General features: G+C 52.2%; 21 protein-coding genes. 1 reads left to right on the top strand and 20 read right to left on the bottom strand.

The annotated features are described in order from the left end of the window. Positions 1-12 precede the first annotated feature (12 nt). On the bottom strand, positions 13-1,056 hold the full coding sequence (locus FC49_RS04155) for an AI-2E family transporter (RefSeq protein ID WP_056984370.1): 1,044 nt from the start codon (positions 1,054-1,056) through the stop codon (positions 13-15). Positions 1,057-1,202: 146 nt separating this feature from the next. On the opposite strand from FC49_RS04155, the gene FC49_RS04150 reads away from it, so the two are divergent. Beyond that, positions 1,203-2,381: an SAM-dependent methyltransferase gene (locus FC49_RS04150; protein ID WP_056984369.1), complete on the top strand. Its 1,179-nt coding sequence runs from the start codon at positions 1,203-1,205 to the stop codon at positions 2,379-2,381. Positions 2,382-2,510: 129 nt separating this feature from the next. Here FC49_RS04150 and FC49_RS04145 read toward each other — a convergent pair whose 3' ends face one another. The 19 genes from FC49_RS04145 to FC49_RS04055 all read right to left on the bottom strand — a co-directional run bounded on the left by FC49_RS04145 (position 2,511) and on the right by FC49_RS04055 (position 20,707). Next, complete coding sequence (locus tag FC49_RS04145; RefSeq protein ID WP_056984368.1) at positions 2,511-3,455, bottom strand: L-lactate dehydrogenase; 945 nt, start codon at positions 3,453-3,455, stop codon at positions 2,511-2,513. A gap of 207 nt (positions 3,456-3,662) precedes the next feature. Continuing rightward, positions 3,663-4,304, bottom strand: coding sequence for an orotate phosphoribosyltransferase (pyrE, locus tag FC49_RS04140; RefSeq protein ID WP_056984367.1), 642 nt, complete (start codon positions 4,302-4,304; stop codon positions 3,663-3,665). A gap of 2 nt (positions 4,305-4,306) precedes the next feature. Next, a complete protein-coding gene (gene pyrF / locus FC49_RS04135) occupies positions 4,307-5,047 on the bottom strand; it encodes an orotidine-5'-phosphate decarboxylase (RefSeq protein WP_191980128.1) in 741 nt (246 codons plus the stop codon). Then, positions 5,029-5,955, bottom strand: coding sequence for a dihydroorotate dehydrogenase (locus FC49_RS04130; RefSeq protein WP_056984365.1), 927 nt, complete (start codon positions 5,953-5,955; stop codon positions 5,029-5,031). Before FC49_RS04130 ends, pyrF begins: the two co-directional genes overlap by 19 nt. Positions 5,956-6,344: 389 nt before the next feature. Next, positions 6,345-6,725, bottom strand: a complete 381-nt coding sequence (locus FC49_RS04125) for an AzlD domain-containing protein (RefSeq protein ID WP_003715014.1) — start codon at positions 6,723-6,725, stop codon at positions 6,345-6,347. Between the two features lie 12 nt (positions 6,726-6,737). Next, a complete protein-coding gene (locus FC49_RS04120; protein ID WP_003715033.1) occupies positions 6,738-7,589 on the bottom strand; it encodes an AzlC family ABC transporter permease in 852 nt (283 codons plus the stop codon). 129 nt (positions 7,590-7,718) lie between these two features. Continuing rightward, the gene (locus FC49_RS04115) at positions 7,719-8,849 is read right to left on the bottom strand and encodes a sensor histidine kinase (RefSeq protein ID WP_056984364.1); all 1,131 of its coding nucleotides are present in this window, start codon (positions 8,847-8,849) and stop codon (positions 7,719-7,721) included. A gap of 23 nt (positions 8,850-8,872) precedes the next feature. After that, positions 8,873-9,562 (bottom strand): response regulator transcription factor CroR, encoded by a 690-nt coding sequence (croR, locus tag FC49_RS04110; protein WP_003711679.1) that lies wholly within the window; start codon positions 9,560-9,562, stop codon positions 8,873-8,875. A 110-nt stretch (positions 9,563-9,672) separates the two neighbouring features. Beyond that, a complete protein-coding gene (locus FC49_RS04105) occupies positions 9,673-10,674 on the bottom strand; it encodes an LCP family glycopolymer transferase (protein WP_056984363.1) in 1,002 nt (333 codons plus the stop codon). A 113-nt stretch (positions 10,675-10,787) separates the two neighbouring features. Continuing rightward, positions 10,788-11,930 (bottom strand): IMP dehydrogenase, encoded by a 1,143-nt coding sequence (gene guaB / locus FC49_RS04100; protein WP_003714953.1) that lies wholly within the window; start codon positions 11,928-11,930, stop codon positions 10,788-10,790. Positions 11,931-12,000: 70 nt separating this feature from the next. Continuing rightward, entirely contained in the window at positions 12,001-12,951 is a 951-nt protein-coding gene (locus FC49_RS04095; protein ID WP_056984362.1) for a sugar-binding transcriptional regulator, read from the bottom strand. A 105-nt stretch (positions 12,952-13,056) separates the two neighbouring features. Continuing rightward, positions 13,057-13,767, bottom strand: coding sequence for a purine-nucleoside phosphorylase (gene deoD / locus FC49_RS04090; RefSeq protein WP_003714944.1), 711 nt, complete (start codon positions 13,765-13,767; stop codon positions 13,057-13,059). Between the two features lie 18 nt (positions 13,768-13,785). Beyond that, positions 13,786-15,084, bottom strand: a complete 1,299-nt coding sequence (locus tag FC49_RS04085; RefSeq protein ID WP_056984361.1) for a pyrimidine-nucleoside phosphorylase — start codon at positions 15,082-15,084, stop codon at positions 13,786-13,788. 21 nt (positions 15,085-15,105) lie between these two features. Further along, positions 15,106-16,299 carry a phosphopentomutase gene (locus FC49_RS04080; protein ID WP_056984360.1) on the bottom strand — a complete coding sequence of 398 codons (1,194 nt, stop codon included), beginning with the start codon at positions 16,297-16,299 and terminating at the stop codon, positions 15,106-15,108. A gap of 46 nt (positions 16,300-16,345) precedes the next feature. Continuing rightward, a complete protein-coding gene (deoC, locus tag FC49_RS04075) occupies positions 16,346-17,023 on the bottom strand; it encodes a deoxyribose-phosphate aldolase (protein WP_056984359.1) in 678 nt (225 codons plus the stop codon). A 211-nt stretch (positions 17,024-17,234) separates the two neighbouring features. Further along, positions 17,235-18,155 (bottom strand): glutaminase A, encoded by a 921-nt coding sequence (glsA, locus tag FC49_RS04070; RefSeq protein ID WP_056984358.1) that lies wholly within the window; start codon positions 18,153-18,155, stop codon positions 17,235-17,237. A 396-nt stretch (positions 18,156-18,551) separates the two neighbouring features. Next, positions 18,552-19,313: a DUF1129 domain-containing protein gene (locus tag FC49_RS04065; RefSeq protein ID WP_003711663.1), complete on the bottom strand. Its 762-nt coding sequence runs from the start codon at positions 19,311-19,313 to the stop codon at positions 18,552-18,554. Positions 19,314-19,358: 45 nt separating this feature from the next. Further along, positions 19,359-20,456 carry a redox-regulated ATPase YchF gene (ychF, locus tag FC49_RS04060; RefSeq protein WP_056984357.1) on the bottom strand — a complete coding sequence of 366 codons (1,098 nt, stop codon included), beginning with the start codon at positions 20,454-20,456 and terminating at the stop codon, positions 19,359-19,361. Between the two features lie 50 nt (positions 20,457-20,506). Further along, positions 20,507-20,707, bottom strand: coding sequence for a DUF951 domain-containing protein (locus FC49_RS04055; protein ID WP_003711677.1), 201 nt, complete (start codon positions 20,705-20,707; stop codon positions 20,507-20,509). Positions 20,708-20,712 lie beyond the last annotated feature (5 nt).

The following is a 20,712-nucleotide window of genomic DNA, read 5'->3' as shown; positions in this document are numbered from 1 at the left end:
AAGTTGTAATGATTACTGCCCACTAGTCTGTGAGCGTTTTCTCTTCGCTTTGTGAATTGATTTGACACCAAGGATATCCAAGAGGAAGGTAAAAATCGGCACCCCGACAATCAGCCCCCAGGTTCCCCAGAAGTGTTCTCCAATCAAAAGGACAATGAAGGTGTAAAAAATCGGCAAATCCGTCTGGCTGGACATAAACTTCGGATTTAAGACATAGGCTTCAAAGGCGTGAATAACAATAATCATAATGATGATGTAAATCACGTCCCGAATCCCACCGACCGAGTAAGCCACGATGCTCAGCGGAATCGTCGAGATAATCACCCCGGCGACCGGGACTAGGCTAAAGACGAAGACCACCAGGGCGAGGGCGAAAATCTGCGGCATCTTCACAAAGAAGAGGCAGATCGTCGTAATCACCGTGTTGCAGATGGCAATGAAAAATTGGGCTTCCAAGACAACCCCAAAGGTATTGGTAAACTTCTTGCCAAAGTAGGCAATATCCTGAAAGAACCAGTCAAACTTGCTGTCGAGAAAAAGCCGTGAGAAGCTCTCCATTTGGGGTAGTTCCAGGGTGTAGAAGAAGCTCAAAATCAGCGAGAGGAGGAAGGTGAAGGCCACCACACCCACGCTGGTGATGGTGCTGACCGCGATTGTCAAGCCATGCCGGAGCTGAGTCATAATCGTCCCGGTGCTAACGTACTGATTAACGTAATGATAAAGTACCGTCGCATCGTTGGTACTGTAGAACTTCAGGACCGAGTTGACCATCTTAATGATTTGCCGAACCAGCACGGGCAGGTACTGGGTGATTCCAAAGTACAGCAGGAGAACCAGCAGCGTATAGGTGATAATCACCACCACCGCGGGCGATAGTTTGGGCAACCAGCGCCGGACCAGGTGGACCCAGTTAACCACGATGTAGGTCAAGATGAAGGTGAACAGGATCATGTTCATCATCGACCGCATCATCCAAAGGGCAAAAATAACTACCGCTAGGACAGCAAAGCGGCGCACCTCAACGTTTTCTATAAAGCGATGCCAAGCATCCGTCATATCATCATCCCTTTTTTAATTGCTATTTAATAATAGTATAAAATATTCCCATTATTTTGCCAGACTTGTTCTTCTTTTCCGATAAATAATGTATAGGGTGTTATAATAATCACATTACGTTAGAAAAGAAAGAAGGAAACGTTGCAATGTTAGAAAAGACGTTCTACAAGTCACTGCTTAGCCGTTCCTTTACCTTTCCCGTTAAGGTTGTGTACTGGGATGGTAAAAGTGCTGTTTATGGCAACGGCGAGCCGGAAGTAACCATCACCTTTAAGGAGAAAATTCCGATTCGCGACGTTACCAAGAACGCCTCAATCGCCCTAGGGGAAGCCTACATGGACGGGAACATCGAAATTGAGGGCAGCATCCAAAAGCTGATTGCCTCCGCCTACGAGAGTGCCAACAGCTTCATGCGGAGTTCAAAGTTCCGCAAGTTCTTGCCAAAGCAGGGCCACTCCGAAAAGGAAAGCGAGTCCGACGTGCAGAGTCACTACGATGTTGGTAACGACTTCTACAAGCTGTGGCTGGATGACACCATGACTTACTCCTGTGCCTACTTCACGGATGGCAATTGGGATGACCTCACCAAGGCCCAGGAAGATAAAGTTCACCACATCCTCAAGAAACTCGATCCCCAACCAGGGAAGACCCTCCTTGATATCGGCTGTGGCTGGGGAACCCTGATGCTGACCGCGGCCAAGGAATACGGGCTGAAGGTTACCGGGGTGACCCTGAGTGAAGAACAGTACCGCCTGGTTCAGCAACGGATCAAGGATGAAGGACTGGAAGACGTTGCCGAAGTCAAATTAATCGACTACCGGGAACTCGGTGACCAAACCTGGGATTACATTACCTCCGTCGGAATGTTCGAACACGTCGGCAAGGAAAATCTGGGTCTCTACTTCAAGGATGTTAACCGCTACCTGAAGAATAACGGGGTGGCATTGATCCACGGAATCACCCGTCAGCAAGGTGGAGCCTACAACGGCTGGATCAACAAGTACATCTTCCCAGGCGGCTACGTTCCTGGCCTGGAAGAAATGATCGGCCACATCGAAGAAAACCACATGCAGATTGCCGACATGGAAATGCTCCGGCGGCACTACCAACGGACGCTGGAAATCTGGGACGCTAACTTCAACGCTAACCGGAACCAAATCCAGGACATGATGGGCGAACGCTTCACCCGGATGTGGGACCTCTACCTGCAGGCCTGCGCCGCCTCGTTTGAGTCCGGAAACATCGACGTTATCCAGTACCTGATCACCAAGGGTGCGTCAGGAAAGAACCTGCCGATGACCCGGGAATACATGTATGAAAAGTAACGCCAACTGAAAAAGCCTTCGCAAGCGGCTCTGCCGTATTTGCGAGGGCTTTTACTTACCGGTTAACTACCAAACAGCCGCTAAATTACCGTTCTCCGCTGCGCTAATTTACGGCCGTTGTGCAGCTTCTTATTCCGCTTCCAGCTGCTGGGCGACCTCATCGAAACGGTCCTTGATGTAGTTAGCCGACGCAGCCAGTTGCCGTTCTTCCTCGGCGGTCAGGTTCAGCTGCAAGGGCTTCACCACCCCCTGCTGGCCGATTACCGCCGGATAACCGCAGTACGTTCCGTATTCTTCACGGAAGTTCGAGACTGGCAGTTCAATGTTAGCGTCGTTAAGGATGGCGGTGACAAGGCGGAGTGCCGCCGCGGCAATGCCAAAGTTCGTGTAGAACTTTCCATGGAAGACCGTGTAGCCCCCCGCCTTCGTTGCTTCCGCCAGGCCATCAAGGTCCAGCTGGTCACTCACCGCGGCTAAGTCCGTGATCTGCTGCCCCAGAACCCGAACTTGCGACCAGGCCGCAAACTGGGAATTACCGTGCTCACCTAACGCGTAACCAGATACGGACCGCGGATCAACATCCAGGGCCTGACCCACAACCTTCTTTAAGCGGGCCGTATCAAGCAGGGTCCCTGTCCCAATCACACGCTTTTTCGGCAAGCCGGTATACTTTTGAAACAGGGCTGCAATAACGTCACAGGGGTTGCTAATTGAAACTAACACTCCCTTAAAGCCCACCTCTTTGAGCTTCGTCCCGACCTCCTTGGCTGCCCGGCTCGTCACTTTCAGTTCCATGAAGCGATCGTGTTTAGCATCGTCATTTTGAATGCCGATATTTCCCACAGCGATTACTACCACATCGGCGTCCGCCAGCGCGGCATAATCATTCTTTCTGATCCGGGTATGAGTCGGCAGGTTCGCCGCCGCGTCCTCGAAGTCCGTCGCGTTGGCGTTGAGCTTTTTCTGGTCGGTATCGACTAGGACCAGTTCATCCACCGTCCCCGTTACTAATAAATTATTCGCCAGGGTCTCACCAACGTGGCCCTGACCAATCACACCAACTTTTCGTGTCATCCACGGTCCCTTCCTTTCCACTATTCGCCTTGTCGTTTTCTAATTTTATTTTAATGATACTTTAATCGTTGGTGGGGTAAAAGTCAACCAGGATTTTTTATGGGCGTGATATAGGGGGGATAAGAACAACCCCCGAGAATCGGCTGGCAAGCTGATTTTCGGGGGTTGTCTTTCGATATGCAGCCATTATTCCCTAGGGGGCTACTTCTAATTGGCGTGCTGGGCGCTCCAGGCTGCCGGGTCTTGGCGCCAGTCTTGCAGTGAGCTCAGGTGAGCGGCACTGATTAACCCGTCTTCCTTAGCCACGTTAATCAAGGTCGGGTAATTAGTAACGGCATAGTAATTCAGGCCCGCCGCTGCGAAGTTCTGATCTGCCGCCGGTAATTGATAACTAAAGACGGCAATCACACCGACGACCTCACCGCCGGCCTGCTGGACTGCCCGGACCGCGTTGAGGACACTGCCACCAGTCGAAATCAAGTCATCGATTACAACGACCCGTTGCCCAGCCGTCAGCACGCCCTCAATTTGCTTTCCCCGGCCGTGGTCCTTGGGCTTAGAACGGACATAAATCAAGGGCTTGCCCAGTTCTTCCGCTACCCAGGCAGCATGGGGAATCCCGGCTGTTGCCGTCCCTGCTACGACGTCAACATCCGTAAAGTGGTCCTTGATCAAGGCCGTCATTCCTTGATAAATCGCCCGCTGGACCTTGGGGTAGGAGATGGTCAGCCGGTTGTCGGTATAAATCGGCGAATGCAAGCCGCTGGCCCAGGTGTAAGGCTGGTCTGGGCTGAGCGTCACCGCATGAATTTCTAGCAGGTCCTTAGCAACTGTTTCTGAATAGGTCATGGTTAGTCCTCCGCTTCTAAAAAGTCATATTCAATCTGTTCGTAGGCTTTGACTGGATTCCCGCTTTGTGTGATTGGTCGGCCAACGACAATTGCATTGCTGCCGAGTTGTCGGGCCTGGCGGGGGGTAACCACCCGCTTCTGGTCACCCTTAGCCGCATTCTGCGGACGGATACCGGGAGTGACACAGAGGAAGTCCGGCCCCGTCACCTGCCGGATAGCCTGGACTTCCTGGGCGGAGCAAACTACCCCGTCCGCACCGGCAGCCTCCGCCAGCCGGGCGTAATTTTGCACGGATTCAACGAGTGAAAGGTCAACGTGCTGCTCATTATGGAGGGCTGCTTCGTCAATCGAGGTCAGCTGGGTAATCGCTAGTAGCCGCGGCGCTGGCAGCCCCGCCGCCGCAGCACCCGCTCGGAGACCTGCCGCACCGGCAGCCACCATCTCGCTGCCCCCAGCCGCATGAATCGTTGTAAAGTCGACCCCCAGCTGACCAAGCACGAACATTGCCCGCTTCACAGTGTTGGGAATATCATGGAGCTTCAAGTCGAGGAAAATTTTGAAGCCCCGTTGCTGGGCCGCCCTGACAATTTCTGGCCCAAAATGATAATAAAGTTCCATCCCGAGCTTTAAAATCGGCCGGGGTTCGACCGTCAACTGGTCAAACAGGCTGATGGCCTCATCCTTCGTCGCGACGTCAATAGCAACCATTGGAGAATAACGCTTCAAAATCTTACCTCCCATAAATCAGTCAGCTTATTAATTCCGTACCGGTCCATCACCAGAGGGAGGTCTGCCGCGATTCGTGGGCAGGCCAGGGGATCGTGAAAGCTGGCAGCACCGACTTCAACGGCGTTTGCACCCGCCATCATGAATTCCAACACGTCCTCAGCGCTTTCGATCCCACCGACCCCGATGATCGGCAGGCTGGAAACTGACCGCACCTGGTGGATCATCCGTAGAGCCATGGGTTTCAATGCCGGGCCGGACAGCCCACCCGTGACGTTCGCCAGGACTGGACGCCGGGTCCGCAGGTTGATGCTCAAACCGGTCAGCGTGTTAACCATCGTCAGACCATTAGCCCCTCCCCGTTCGGCCGCCTGCGCCAGGGGAACGATATCGGTCACGTTGGGCGTCAATTTAACGTAAATCGGCTTGCCCTTAGCACGCCGAACCACCTTCCGGGTCAAGTCCTCTAATACCGCTGGGTCGGTCCCCATCGCCAGGCCACCATGTTTGACGTTTGGGCAGGAAACGTTCAGCTCGATGGCGCTGACCGTTGGTGCCGCAGCCAGTTGTTCAACGACCGTTTCGTACTCCGCCGTGGAGAAGCCAGCCGCACTCGCAATTACCGGTAGGTCGGGATAGTAGCGGTGGAGCCAGGGGAGCTTTTCCCGCACGACCGCACCAACACCAACGTTTTGCAGGCCGTTAGCATTGAGCCAGCCGGCACTGGTTTCACAGACCCGGGGCTGGGGATTCCCTGCCCGGGCGTGAAGGGTGGTTGATTTTAAGACCAACGAACCAAGTAGGTTGAGATCATAGTTTTTCGCCACCTGCTGCCCATAGCCGCAGGTTCCGCTGGCGGGAATAATTGGGTTTTTAAGCGCCAACCCGGGAAGGTCGACCGCTAACCGTTGTGCAGTTTCCATCTAAACGTGCTCCTTTCGCTCGACAACAAAAAAACAGCGAGCCACCTAATCATCCTGATTAAGCGATCGCTGTGCTCTAGTCTTTCTCTAATGCCAAACACCGTACCGTTTTGCTCTCACAGGAGTCAATTAAATGGTTTTCGTATTCAACAAAATACCTTTGATCACATTGATGGTTTCCGCTCCCGGCACCTCAATCCACTGCAGATGGCTGGAGAAATTCTGGCAAAAATAAAGGCCATCTTAGCAGTGGACTAAGAAGGCCGTTTTTGGTAACGCACAATTAAATCCTTCTTAGCCTCACGGGACTAGTTTAAAGGTAAATTTGTTAGTATTGATAATAATCACTCCGGGAGAAAAAGTCAACTCCCTTTTCCCCGCAATTCTGGCTATACCACCAGGCTCAACAGCCAGACACCGACCAAGCCGGCAATGACGGACATCGACATCGACCGGGTAAAGTAGGCAACAATCATTACGATCACCGCAGCCAAAATTTGTTCAACATGACCAAACGGCACGAAACGGTAGCCCGCTGTGGTAATGAAGATATTCTTCACGACCAGGGCCGTGAACAGGCTGACGGGCACGTACTTCATCCACTCGTTGAACCACTCCGGGATATGCCGGGTTGAGAAAAAGAGTACCGGGAAATAGCGGGGAATGAAAGCCGCAAAGGCAGCGAAAATGATAACTACCAGGTGATATAAAATTTTGTTTTGACCGGCGTGTGCAATTAATGCCGGCAGATTACTAAATAGCTGTTCCATCCTCTGTCCCCACTACTTATCCTGTGACTGCTCTTGAGCCTCAAGCTGCTTCTTAACCTCGGCTAACTGCCGGCGTTCCTGCTGGTCTTCCACCGTGGTCCGGGTAATCTTCGGCCGGAATAGTTTCGTCAAGAACCAGTTGCTTTCCGGGTGCTTGCTGCGCCGCCGGACAGTGTTTTCAATCAGGAAACCGACAAAGGAGGCAATCAGGGTGGCAATAATGACCCCAATGATACTCTTGGTCAGCACCATAAAGACGACTGCCAAAACCGCTGACAGGATGCTGATCAGCAGGGTCAGGTGGCTTTGAACCTGCATAACGATCATGTATAAGAACAGGGCCGTCAGCGCAAAGTCAACCACTTCCAGGTTGATTGAAATGGCACTACCGATCAGTCCCCCGACCATGTTGGCGACCGACCACGAAATCAGTGAGTAGTGTTCGACCATCAAGGCATCTTTCGGGGTCCATTTTTTGTCCGTCGCAAACTTCAAGTAGTTGATCGCGTAGTTTTCATCGTTCATTGAAACGGCGAACAGCCAGATAAAGTGCTGCGACTCACTTTTAATATACTTGGATAGACTCGAACCCAGCAACGCATACCGCAGCTCTAAGAAAAAGAGCGTTAAGAAAATTGAAGATAGGGGCGCGTTAATGGTCAACAGGGACGCCAGAATAAACTGGGCACCGCCTGAAAAAACAACGATCGACACGATCAGGATCATAATAAAATTGAAGCCCGCCGCGTGCAATAAAATCCCACAAGCTAACCCAATCGGAATATAGCTCAAGCAAAGCGGCATCGAAACCCCGAGGACTTCGAGCCAGCGTGCTCTACCTGGATTTATTTGTGCTTTTGCCACAGAATTTCCTCCAATGTTTGTCAACTTATTAATAATTAAGACGACACAATGCCTCTTTAGTCTAACATACAATAAATTGCTTGAGTATATAAAGAGCAGAAAATTTCCCGGGAAATTTTCTGCTCTTCCTTATTTTTCAGCCTGTTTTAACGGCAAAGTGACCACGAAGGCCGTTTCGTTTTCATCCGAGGTCACCGTCACCGTCCCGTGGTGAAGATCAACGATACTCTTGACGATTGCCAATCCTAGTCCCGTCCCCCCGGTTGCCCGAGAGCGGGAGGCTTCCGCCCGGTAAAAGCGTTCGAAAAGGTGGTCAAGGGACTGGGCAGGAATGGGGGTCCCGTCGTTGGCAACCGTTACCTCCACCTGGTCAGCCCGTTGGCGGGCATCCACCCTGATATAGCTCGCACCGTTGCCGTACTTAAAGGCGTTTGCAACCAGGTTGTTGAAGACCCGGCCGAGCTTTTCTGGGTCAGCCTCAATCATCAACGGGTTTGGCACCACCTTGGAGGAGATTTCAATCCCCCGGTGCTGGCCTTCCAGTTCGAAGCTCGCGGTTAGCTGCTCTAACAGCTGGTTAAGGTCAATCCGCATGATATTGACCGGGGCGCCGTGCTGCTGGACTTTGGTGTATTCAAAGAGGTCCTCCACGAGGTTTTTCATTTGCTTGGCCTTCTCGTAAGCCGTGTGGGTGTACTTGAGGATATCCTCTTCACTCTGGTACTGCTTGTCCTCAATCAGCCCCAGGTAGCCAATGATACTGGTCAGCGGGGTCCGCAGGTCGTGACTGACGTTGGTAATCAGCTCATCCTTTGACTTCTCGATCTTGCGTTCGTCATCCATTGACTTGACCGCGCTATCTACCAAGGCATTGACACTGCTGATAACGTGCTGCTCGCTCCCCTTGAGCCGGAACGGAATCCGGTGGTCGAGGTGCCCTTGAGCAATGTAGTGCAGTTCGCCAATGATATGGTTCATCTGGTAGAGGTGGTAACGCCGGCGCAGTCGCCACCAGACAACCCAGGCATCAATCACCACAAAAAGGGCGATGATAATCCGCTGGTAACTCCAGATTTGGGTCTGAAACGGGCCCAGCCGCAACGACTGCTTAATCATAAAAATCCCGTTCGTGACGCCAGGGTTGCCCTGAATCACGTCCTGGATAATCATGATGATCGCCATGTTAAGCAAGACCAGGAGGACGACGGTAACGACCCCCTCCAAAATCAACGAACTTTTTTCACGTCCAGTTAACTTCACTCTTTTTCCTCCGGCAACCGCAATTAATGGCTTTCAACCTTATACCCAACGCCCCAAACGGTTTGAATAACCTTCTCACCGTTAGTAGCTTCTTCAATCTTATCCCGCAGGTGACTGACGTGGACCATGACCGTCTTGGCCGAAACAACACTCTCCTGCTGCCAGACCCGTTCGAAAATATCATCGGCCGAAAAGACCCGGTTCGGGTGGCTCGCTAGCAGGTACAGGATCCCGAATTCCAGGGCCGTCAGCTGAATGACATCCCCCTTGATTGTCTTAACCTCGTGGGAGTCCTTGTTGATAATCAACGGACCGACGTTCAGGACATCTGGCTGGTCGTTGGTCACTTCCCCCTGGGTCCGCCGCAGCAGGGACTTGACCCGGGCCATCACTTCTAGCGGGTTGAACGGCTTGGTAACGTAGTCGTCCGCCCCGGAAATCAGCCCCTGGATTTTGTCCATATCCGCCGTCTTGGCTGATAAAACTAAGATTGGAATGTCTGAATCCTTCCGCACCTGCTTAATGACTTCCATTCCGTCCATTTCCGGCATCATCAAATCCAAAATTACCAGGTTAATGTCCGGGTTCGTGTTGAGCTTAGTCAACGCTTCCTTGCCGTCATACGCGGATAGCGGCTCGTAGCCCTCGTTGCGGATATAAATCTCAAGCAGTTGAACAATTTCTTTATCATCATCAACAACTAGAATTTTCATTTATGGCCACTCCTTATTTTCGCACTTAATCTCATTATCTATTATACCGAACTCCTTGGTTAATAACGATGGATTCGCGCTAGCTTAACGAAAAGTTTAAGCCGGGCCGGCTAGTTTTCAGCATCGAGGTTAGCCGTTTCCAGTCCAAGGCTCTTCCGCAGCAGGTTGGAAATCCGCTGCTGTTCGTCCTGGGGAACGACTTCAAAGGCCTGACCATCGCTGTTCTCGCCCTCACCCTGGGCGTGGTCCTGGCTGATGTTCTTCGTCGCCTTCCGGTAGTGGCGGGCCAGTTGGAGCATATCATCAAAAGTCAGGTCAGTCTTGGAGTTATGCGAAATCGACTTGAGGAAGGCCTGGTTCAGGACCGTCTTGTACGAAACAGACTTCTTCAATAAGGCCTCAATTATCAGCTTCTGACGCTGCTGCCGGCCATAGTCTCCCTGGGGATCGTCGTAGCGCATCCGGCTAAATTTCAAAGCCGTGGCCCCGTTCAGGTGGTAGGTTTCACCCTTTTCGAAGTGGCTGCCCTCATAGTCGAAGGTCAGTGGCGAGGTAACGGTGACCCCACCGACCTGGTTAATCGCCTGCTTGAGGCCACCCATGTTAACGAGGACGTAGTAGTCGATCGGAATGTTGAAGTGCTTTTGGACCACGTTGATGGTCTCCTTAACACCACCGAAAGTGTAGGCCGCGTTAATTTTGGCGGGTGAATCCTCCGGGTAGCCCGGTAGGTTGACCTTCATGTCCCGGGGAATGCTGACAATCGTTGTTTGTTGTTTCTGCGGGTTGATCGTCATGACCATTACCGTATCGGTCCGACCCTTGTAGGAACGCCCGAGCGCCCCCGTATCAGTTCCCAGCAATAAGATTGACACTGGGCGCCGCTGGTCAAGCACTTTCTGGGCATCCCGTTGCCGGGTCGCACCAGACGAATTAAACATTTGATTAGTCGTTACCTTGACGTTGTGCCAGGCCAAAAAGGCGTAGATCCCGGCAATTACCGCTACAATCAGGACTAGCCAGCCGAAGATTTTCCAGTGGCGGTGGGGCCGGTCCTCCCGTTGGCGGTAGTCGCTGCGTTTTTCAAATTGCTCCTCATCTTGGTTATTCATGCTTATAATCCCCCATTATTCAATCTCACTACTGATTGTACCAGTTTCTCTCCCCGGCAAACAAAAAAGCCCCGAAATTTCTCGGAGCTTTTTAATCTCGCTTTGATTAACCACTACTTGTAGTTAGGAGCAGCCTTGGTAATCTGCACATCATGCGGGTGTGACTCCCGTAGGCCGGCATTAGTAATCTGGACAAACTGAGCCTTGTCAATCAAGGTTGGAATATCAGGAGCCCCAACGTAGCCCATCCCGGAGCGCAGGCCACCGTCGATTTGGAAGACGATGTCGGAAACGTCACCCTTGTACTCAACCCGGGCTTCAATTCCTTCTGGGACCAGCTTGTTGGCTTCATTGACCCCACCTTGGAAGTACCGGTCAGAGGAACCGTGGGCCTGGGCCATGGCGCCAACGGATCCCATTCCCCGGTAGGACTTGTACCGCTTGCCATTTTCTTCAAAGACTTCACCCGGCGCCTCGGTCGTCCCGGAAAGCATACTCCCGAGCATTACCGCGTTTCCACCGGCGGCCAGGGCCTTCACGACGTCGCCAGAGTACTTGATTCCCCCGTCGGCAATGATCGGCTTGCCGTATTCACGGGCAACGGAAGCCGCATCGTAAATGGCCGTAATTTGGGGAACACCGACCCCAGCGACAACCCGGGTCGTACAAATTGAACCAGGGCCAATCCCGACCTTCACCACGTCAACCCCGGCATCGAAGAGCGCCTTAGTGGCTTCACCAGTCGCTACGTTTCCAGCAATCAAGGTTGCGTCTGGGAAGTGGTCGCGGATTTCCTTGATCTTGCGCAAAACCCCGGCAGAGTGACCATGGGCAGTATCGATCACAATCGCGTCGGCACCAGCCTCCAGCAAGGCGGTTGCCCGTTCGAAGGTGTCGCTGGTAACCCCCACCGCTGCGGCACAGAGCAGCCGGTTTTGGTCGTCAACAGCCGCCTTAGTAGCGTTAGCGGGAACAACCACGCTCTTGACGTTAGCAACTTCCCCTGCCTGGGCCTGGATCGACATATTTTTATGAACAACGCCAAGACCGCCCTGGAGAGCCATCGCAATTGCCATCGGCCCTTCCGTAACGGTATCCATTCCAGCACTAATCAGCGGAATATTTAACTTAATATTCTTCGCCAGCTGTGTGCTCAGGTTAACCTCGTTCGGTAAAACGTGACTTTCTGCTGGAATCAGTAAAACATCATCAAAAGTTAAGCCCTTTTTGGCAAACTTTGTGTCCCAATTTGACATTGATCATACACACTCCTTAATTTTGGTTAGGTCAATGCTACTAGGAATTGGGAACAAAATCAAGAAAAAGTTAAGATTCCGGCGAAAAAGTCAGTAAATCGTTCGCACTTTCCTGGTCAATCACCAGGGTATTGGCATAGCCAGCAGTCAATACACCGTTAATTGCCGGCACTTTGGCAACGTTGGCGGCGACCAAAATACTGTGCTTCTTCTTTTTTAACTCTGGCAGGTCGATGCCGATGGTTCGGCGGTTAATGTCCTGGTTGACAACCCGCCCCTGACCGTCGATGAAGCGGGAGAAGACGTCCCCGACCGCCGCCTTTTGGAGGACCTGCTGCTCATGCTCTTTGAAGTAGCCCAAGCGGAAGAGCAGGGCCGAATCCCGAACGGTGCCGACGGTGAACATGGCAATATCGGCCTCCCGCCCCAGCTTGAGAATATATTTAATGTGGGTATCGTTGGCGACCAGTTCCTTCGTCTGGGCATGGTCAAAGATGACCGGAACCGGTAGATACTGGGGCGGCGTACTGAAGGCACTAGCAAAGGTATTGACCGTTTCAAAGGCGTAATTCCGGGTTTCAGTGTTTGCCATGCTCCCCTTCATCTGAACAACCTTCACTCCCGAAACGTCCTTCGGTGCGATGTGCAAGGCCACCTGGTAGACCGTCCGTCCCCAGCCGAGACCAATGATGTCGTTATCCTGGACGATTTCTTCCAGGTAGTGGGCACCGGCAACTCCCACCTCTTCCAGCGGGTCCTTTTTCCCCGGAACGATAATTATTTTTTTCAGGGTCGGGTACTTCGCTAACAGCTCGGACTCCAACTGTTGGAGGGGGGCCAACGGGTTATTGATTTTGACGGTCACCAGTCCCTGGTCACGACCAAATTGCAGCAGGCGGGAAACCGTTGCCCGGGAAATATTCAGTTCGGTTGCAATATCCTGCTGGTTGTAGCCATCCCGGTAGTACAGGGTCGCCACTTTGAGGGCCTGACTTATCTTCTTTGTATCATCATTAACCATCATTGCTCCTCCTCAACAAAAGAAGGGGCCGTTACAGAACTTTTCTGAAACAGGCCCCCACTATCGTCACTGACTGGCCGTCATTAATTACGGCCTATTATACCATTACTTCCCAGCAATCGCAGTTTCCAGTGAAATGTTAATCATATCGTTGAATGTCTTCTCCCGCTCTTCCGCAGTCGTCTTTTCTTCGCCAAAGATCAGGTCACTGACGGTCAGTACGGATAGGGCCCGGAAGTGCAGCTTAGCGGCAAGCAGGTACAGGCCGGCAGATTCCATTTCCGTTCCCAGGATGCCATAGTCACGGAGTTTCTGCATGTCGAGTTCATCATTGTAGAAGCGATCCGCCGCAAAGATGTCCCCCACTTTGGTGTCGATTCCCAGTTTTTCGGCCGTGTGGTAAGCAGTATCCAGCAGCTTAAAATCAGCCAATGGTGCGTAGTGGAAGCCGGGGCCGAAGGTGTTCACCGTTACCGCGGAGTCCGTTGAGGAACCTTGGGCCAAGATGACGTCCCGCAGGTGAACGTCCGGTGCAATCCCCCCACAGGAGCCGACCCGGATAATCGTCTTAACACCAAAGAACTTAACCAGTTCGTTGATGTAGATGGACATTGACGGAATCCCCATCCCAGAGCCCTGGACGGAAACCCGGTGGCCCTTGTATTCACCAGTGTAACCAAAGGCGTTCCGGACGGAGTTAACCTGCTTAACGTTGTCCAGGAAGTTTTCCGCAATGTACTTTGCCCGGAGAGGGTCACCCGGAAGTAAAACAGTGTCTGCGTAATCACCCATTTGGGCGCCAATATGTGTACTCATTTCGTGTTCCTCCTTAAATTATTCAATAATTTCGTGAATCAATTCTGGCTGGTCATAGTGGTCGCTGATTTCAATGCTCTCATCGAGGAGCTTTTCGACGGCTGGTACCTCCTCCTGGTTGCTGTAAATCGTCAGGAGCGGTTCGCCCGCTTCGACCTGGTCGCCAAGTTTGTGGTGGAGCTCGATTCCGACGCTGTAATCCAGCTGATCATCGGCCTGCTGGCGGCCGCCGCCGAGGAGCATACTTGCCATCCCGACTTCATCCGCCGCCAGCCGGCTAAGGACTCCGGCCCGCTTTGCCCGGTACGGAATCTTGTACTGGGCCTGTGGCATTACCGTATAGTCATCAATCACCCGGGGATCGCCGCCCTGGGCTACCACCATCGCCCGGAAACGGTCGAGAGCCGTTCCGTCGGCAATGGTTTGTTCCAGCAGCTGCCGGCCTTCCGCAGGGTTAGCAGCCTTGCCACCCATCACCACCATGTAACTGCCGAGGGTCAGTACCAGCTCGGTCAGGTCAGCCGGGCCCTTGCCCTTCAAGACGTCAAGCGACTCTTCGATTTCCAAGGAATTGCCGACCTTGTTCCCCAAGGGCTGGTTCATGTCTGAAATTACCGCCATGCACTGGAGACCGGCCTGCTTGCCAATGCCAACCAGGGCGTGTGCCAGGGCCCGTGACTGGTCGAGGGTCTTCATGAAGGCTCCGGCCCCCGTTTTGACGTCAATCACCAGGGCGTCGGTACCCGAAGCAATCTTCTTGCTCATAATCGAGCTGGCAATCAGCGGAATTGAGTCCACCGTGTCAGTCACGTCACGGAGAGCGTAAATCTTCTTGTCCGCCGGTGCCACTTCCCCGGTCGCACCAACGATGGCTAGTTTCTCGTCAGCCACCTGCCGGATAAAATCGGCTTCGCTAATCTCGACCTTGAACCCGGGAATCGCCTCCAGTTTATCCAGGGTTCCACCAGTGTGGCCAAGTCCCCGGCCAGAAATCATCGGTACCGGGATCCCCGTGGCCGCCACCATCGCTGCGAGTGGTAGACTCACCTTATCACCGACCCCACCAGTCGAGTGCTTATCAACTTTGGTTCCCGGGATGGCACTTAAATCCAAGTGGGTTCCCGAGTGCATCATTTTCATGGTCAGACTAGTCTGTTCTTCGCTCGTCATCCCCTGAAAGTAAACTGCCATTAACAGCGCACTGACCTGGTAGTCCGGGATTGACCCGTCAACCACTCCGTCCACGAAGAACTGGAGCTGGTCGTCGGTCAACTCGTGGCCGTTTCGTTTGGCGTCAATTATGTCCACCATCCGCATCGTTGGCGTCCTCCTTTTTAATTAGTCGTTGCTGATTTCCTTGTAGAAGCTCGTCCCCCGCTTTGCTTCCACATTAAAGTTTTCCAAAATCGTCGCCCCGAGGTCGGAGAAAGTCTTCCGCAGGCCGAGTGACTGGTTGCTCTTGTTCATTGATGGGGAGTAAACCAGCAATGGAACATTTTCACGGGTGTGGTCAGTGCCCCGGAAGCCAGGGTCGTTCCCGTGGTCGGCCGTAATCATCAGCAGGTCATCCGGCTTCATTTCCTTCAAGACGGTTCCCAGACGCTTGTCAAAGTCCATCAGTGCCTGACCAAAACCCTTTGGATTCCGCCGGTGACCGTACATGGCATCAAAGTCCACCAGGTTGGTGAAGCAGAAGCCGGTGAAGTCCCGCTTCATCACTTCGTCCACGTGGTCCATCCCGTCCATGTTGCTTTCGTTGTGGTAACCCTTGTCAATTCCTTGGCCGGAGAAGATGTCGTTGATCTTCCCCACACCAATAACGTCGTAGCCAGCGGCCCGCAGACGGTCCATGTCGGTTTCACCGATTGGCTTTAGGCTAAAGTCATGGCGGTTAGCGGTCCGGGTAAAGTGGTCCTTGTCAGGTCCCACGTATGGCCGGGCAATAATCCGTCCTACCGTGTATTCAGGGCCGTTCACCAGGGTCCGGGCATATTCACAGATCTTGTAGAGTTCTTCAACTGGAATGACGTCTTCATGGGCGGCAATTTGCATTACTGAGTCCCCAGAAGTGTAGAGAATCAGTTCGCCGGTCTTCATCTGCCGTTCACCGTAGTCATGAATAACTTCGGTTCCGGAGTACGGCTTGTTAACGATGACCTTCCGGCCGGAAAACTTCTCCAACTTGTCGACGATTTCCTGTGGGAAACCATTCGGGAAGGTCGACAGTGGCTTGGTAACCGGCAGGCCCATCATTTCCCAGTGGCCATCCATACTATCCTTACCAGCTGAGATTTCTTCCATCTTGCCGTAGTCACCAATTGCCGGATCAGCGACCGGAACGCCCTCGATAGGTGTGTCCCGCAGGTTGCTGATTCCCAGCTTGCCCAGGTTTGGCAAAGCCAGCTTACCCTTGTAGTATTCACCAACGTGGCCCAAGGTATCTGAACCAACATCATCGAACTTGTCGGCGTCATGAGCGGCACCAGTACCAACTGAGTCCATTACAATCACAAATACACGTTTATATGACATCTTGACCCCTCCAATTTGTTAACTAAAAATGCAACATGGCCGAAAGTTAATCTTGCTTAGCGGCTTCTTCCAAAATCTTCACAGAGGCGGAAACCCCAAGCCGGTTAGCGCCCGCTTCAATCATGTCGTAGGCTTCAGCCAAGCTGTGGATGCCACCGGCGGCCTTGATCTTGAAGTCTGGGCCAACTGCTTCCCGCATCAGCTTAACGTCCTGGGCCTTGGCACCAGAAGTGGAGAACCCGGTGGACGTCTTAACGAAGTCCGCGCCGCCCTTGACGGTCAGTTTAGAAGCCCGCTTCTTTTCTTCGTCAGTCAGCAGGCAGTTTTCAATAATGACCTTTAGCAGTTTGCCTTCGGCGTGGGTTGCTTCGGCCACGGCCCGGATGTCGTCTTCAACCGCTTGGTCATTGCCGCCCTTTAATTCGCCGATGTTGATAACCATGTCAATTTCATCAGCCCCGTCGGCAATCGCCTGCTTAGTTTCGAAGACCTTGCTGGCCGTTGACGTTGCCCCGAGAGGGAAGCCAATCACAGTACAAGTGTTAACGTCCGCTCCTTCTAGGCCTTCGTGAACCCGCTTGACCCAGTAGGGGTTGATGCAGACAGAAGCGGTGTTGTACTTCCGAGCTTCCTCAACCGTCTTGTCAATCATTTCCGCCGTTGCTTCCGGCTTGAGCATCGTGTGGTCCATGTACTTGGCTAATTGTGCTTGTGTTAACTTCATTCTTAAATCTCCTCTTTTTTTGAATTCGCTTTCATTTTCGCTATGTGTATAGTTTAACATTAAATGAAAAAATGTCCACATAATCCGGGAACATTTTTTCAAAAACTAAAGACTTTTAGGAAAGTATTATAAAAGGCCCCGTAGCGATGAACCGCACAAGGACCTTTAATATTGATATAACTGTTTGCTGCAATGCTTGGGAGAACGCATTTTAATACCGGAAAATATCTAATTTCAAATCGGTGCTCAGGTCCCCTAAGGCGCCTAAGCCCGCCACACTATTGCCTGCCTGATCCAAGGGAGGGCTAAAGATCCCGACCCCGACCCGGTTTGGCACGGCAGACATTAAGCCGCCGCCAACCCCGCTCTTTGTCGGCACCCCGATAATAGACGAATAAGTCCCTGACTCATTGTAAAGGCCGGTCGTCATCATTAATGACTTGGCGTAGGTCGCCGCCTGACTGGAAATCAGCCGGTCCTGGTCCCAGGGCTTGACCCCGTTATTTGCCAGGACCGCACCAAGGTTCGCCAGACTCACGGCAGTGACCATCATCGAGCACTGCTTAAAGTAGGTCGTCAGGCTCGCGGTCACGTCACCCTGCATTATCCCATTGGCTTTCAAGTAGTATGCCAAAGAACGGTCCGTATCGCCGGTTCGGTCTTCAGACTCAAAGATTTCATTATTGAGCGTAATTTGCGGGTCATGGCAGATTTCCCGGGCAAACATGATAATCTGTTCAAACGGCTGCCGGTCGGCAAGCGGCTTGATCAACGACGTGACCTCAATCGCGCCCGCGTTAACGAACGGGTTCAGCGGGTGCTGGGCCCGTTCAATTTCTAGATTTAAAATGGAATTAAATGGGAAGCCGGTCTGTCGGGCGCCTACGTGTTTAGTCACCTCGTCCAGCCCCAGCTGCTTTACGGCGTATAAAAAAACAATTACTTTCGAAATACTTTCAATGGCAAAGCGAACGTTCGCGTCACCAGCCTGTTCTAATTCGTTTTGATCTAAATTGTAAAGCGCAACGCCAAGCTGCTTAGGCGCGACTTGGCCGAGCGCAGGAATGTAGTCTGCTACTTTTCCATTAGCAGTTTTAGCCAAATTATTATCAATAACCTCTTGTAGGTTCAATCTGACCACCTCCTAGCCATCATCATATCTTTAAAATTATAAATCCTCAAATAAAAATAACTTTGTATTAGCCTTAACAACATTGATATAATCGTCACTGTTTAATGATTTTTTTGATAATAGCCGTAGAAATGGCTGGGACGTGTAAATTCCACCACTTTAATAAAAAGCACAAATGAGTTCCTGCGCTCGGTAAAACCGAACTCCAGGAGGGACCCATTTGTGCTTTCCAAAAACTAGCGGGGAGGCGGGAAATTAGCTCAACCTCCTAGCTACTTGCTAGATTACGCTAGCTCAGCACAATAGCCAGCTGGGCAGTAAAAGACAAACACCGCAAACCAGCTTGCCAGCCGATTTGCGGTGTTTCACTCGCTTCTAATCTCAGTTGTTATAATTTTAGCGCCGTTGCGAATGCCGGCCAACTGGGTACCCCCCGGAAACGTGGTACTTGTTCCGGAAGTACATATCTCCACCGAAGGCCACCATCCCCAAGATGATGTAGACCCAAGCATTCAGCCGTGGGTTAATCACGTTCGGCAGCCAGCTAGCCATCATGTAGATTCCCAGCCAGAGGATCAGCCCACAGACCAGGATTAAAATCCGGGTCGCCAGTGGCCGCTTCTTCGTCCGACCCCGCGGTTGCAACTGGAGCATAATGTAGCTAAAGAGGACACCCCCGATGACCGCCACGAGGACGATTGCGGTAATTCCAGAGCTACCATACTGCTTCGTCTTGAGGATTTCTGGCGACAGCAGGAACATAATTCCGTACATGAAGGTAAAGATACTAAAGAAGATCAGGGTATTGTCAATGGACAACAGTTTCATCGACTGCTTGCCATCCGCCGGTTCATCCTTAGGTTTCGGATTCTTTAATTCCTTGGCGTATTCCGTCGGCGTGCCAAAAAGGGTCTTCGCGGTCTGCCCCTTCTTTTGACCAGCCTGCAGCTTGGCAACCGTCTCGTTGATCATCGTGTCCCGCTTGTCCTTAGCGACACCCAGCCGGTCAAGCTGTTTGTTTAGCTGATAAATAAATTCTTCGTTTTTCCGGGTCAGGCCAAAATTAGCAAAAGCGTTGCCCTTTTCTTGCCGTTGGGCTTTCTCACGCTGTTTTTGCCGTTGGCCGGCCTGCGCATTTCGTGGTTGTTCCTCGCTCAATGTGAAACTCCTCTCATCACTTTACTTTTCTGAGTTTAACGGCGCTTAAATGTTGAAGCGGAATTCAACGATGTCGCCGTCCTGCATGACGTAATCTTTTCCTTCCAGCCGCAGCTTACCCGCTTCCTTAACGGCCGCCTCTGAGCCTAACTGGTCCAGGTCTTCAAAGCTCATTACTTCGGCCCGGATAAAGCCCCGTTCAAAGTCAGAGTGAATAATTCCAGCCGCTTGAGGGGCCTTCGTGCCCTTCCGGTAAGTCCAAGCCCGGGTTTCGGGACCCCCGGCAGTAAAGAAGGTTTCCAGACCCAGGAGCTTGTAAGCTGCCCGGATCAACCGGTTCAACCCTGGTTCGGTCACCCCTTCCATCTCCAAAAAGTCCGCCTTATCGGCATCGTCCATTTCAGCAATCTGTTCTTCGGCCGCGGCAGCCACACCGATGACTTCACCGTCGTCCTTCACGTGTTCCTTAATCTGGTCCATGTACTTGTTGGCATCTGGATCCGCCATATCATCTTCCGCGATGTTGGCCACGTAGAGCACCGGCTTGCTGGTCAGGAGGAAGAGGCCCTTGACGATTTTCTTTTCATCGTCGCTAAAGTCGAGGGACCGTACGCTCTTCCCGTCTTCCAGAGCCGGCTTAATCTTGTTGAGCACCGCCAGCTCAGCCAGGGCGTCCTTATCACGGCCCTTGGCTGCCCGCTGAACCTTGGCTAAGCGCTTGTTAACGGCATCGAGGTCCGCCATGACCAGTTCCAGGTTGATGGTGTCGATGTCTTCGATTGGGTCGACCTTCCCGGAAACACTGGTGATGTCATCGTCGTCAAAGGCCCGCACCACGTGAACGATGGCGTCGGTCTGCCGGATGTTTTCCAGGAACTTGTTACCCAGTCCTTCACCCTTGCTGGCACCCTTGACGATCCCGGCGATGTCGGTAAATTCAAAGGTGGTCGGAACAATCTTCTTAGCCGGAATCAGTTCTTGAATCCGGTCCAAGCGTTTATCCGGCACTTCCACCATCCCCACGTTCGGGTCAATCGTGGCAAACGGGTAGTTAGCCATTTCAGCGCCCGCCTTCGTGATTGCGTTAAACAACGTTGACTTGCCGACGTTTGGCAAGCCGACAATTCCTGCAGTTAATGACATGAAATCTTCACTTTCCTTTTTAATTATATTTTTTAACTAAGAACACCTAATTATTGATTGTCTGCTGGTGCTTTTTCAAGGACTTTCTTAAAGCCCTTATCAAATTTCTGACGGGTCATCATGACGACGTGGCCGCAGCCCTGGCACTGGATTTTAATATCAGCGCCGACCCGGGTAATCAGCCAGCGGTTGGTGCCACAGGGGTGGGCTTTCTTCATCAAAACAACATCGCCCTTATCATAAGCTGCCATGGTTA

Origin of the sequence: Limosilactobacillus oris DSM 4864, assembly GCF_001434465.1 — a bacterium.
GTDB lineage: Bacteria > Bacillota > Bacilli > Lactobacillales > Lactobacillaceae > Limosilactobacillus > Limosilactobacillus oris.
Note: the sequence above shows the minus strand (reverse complement) of the source record. Positions and strands in the feature narration are given on the sequence as shown.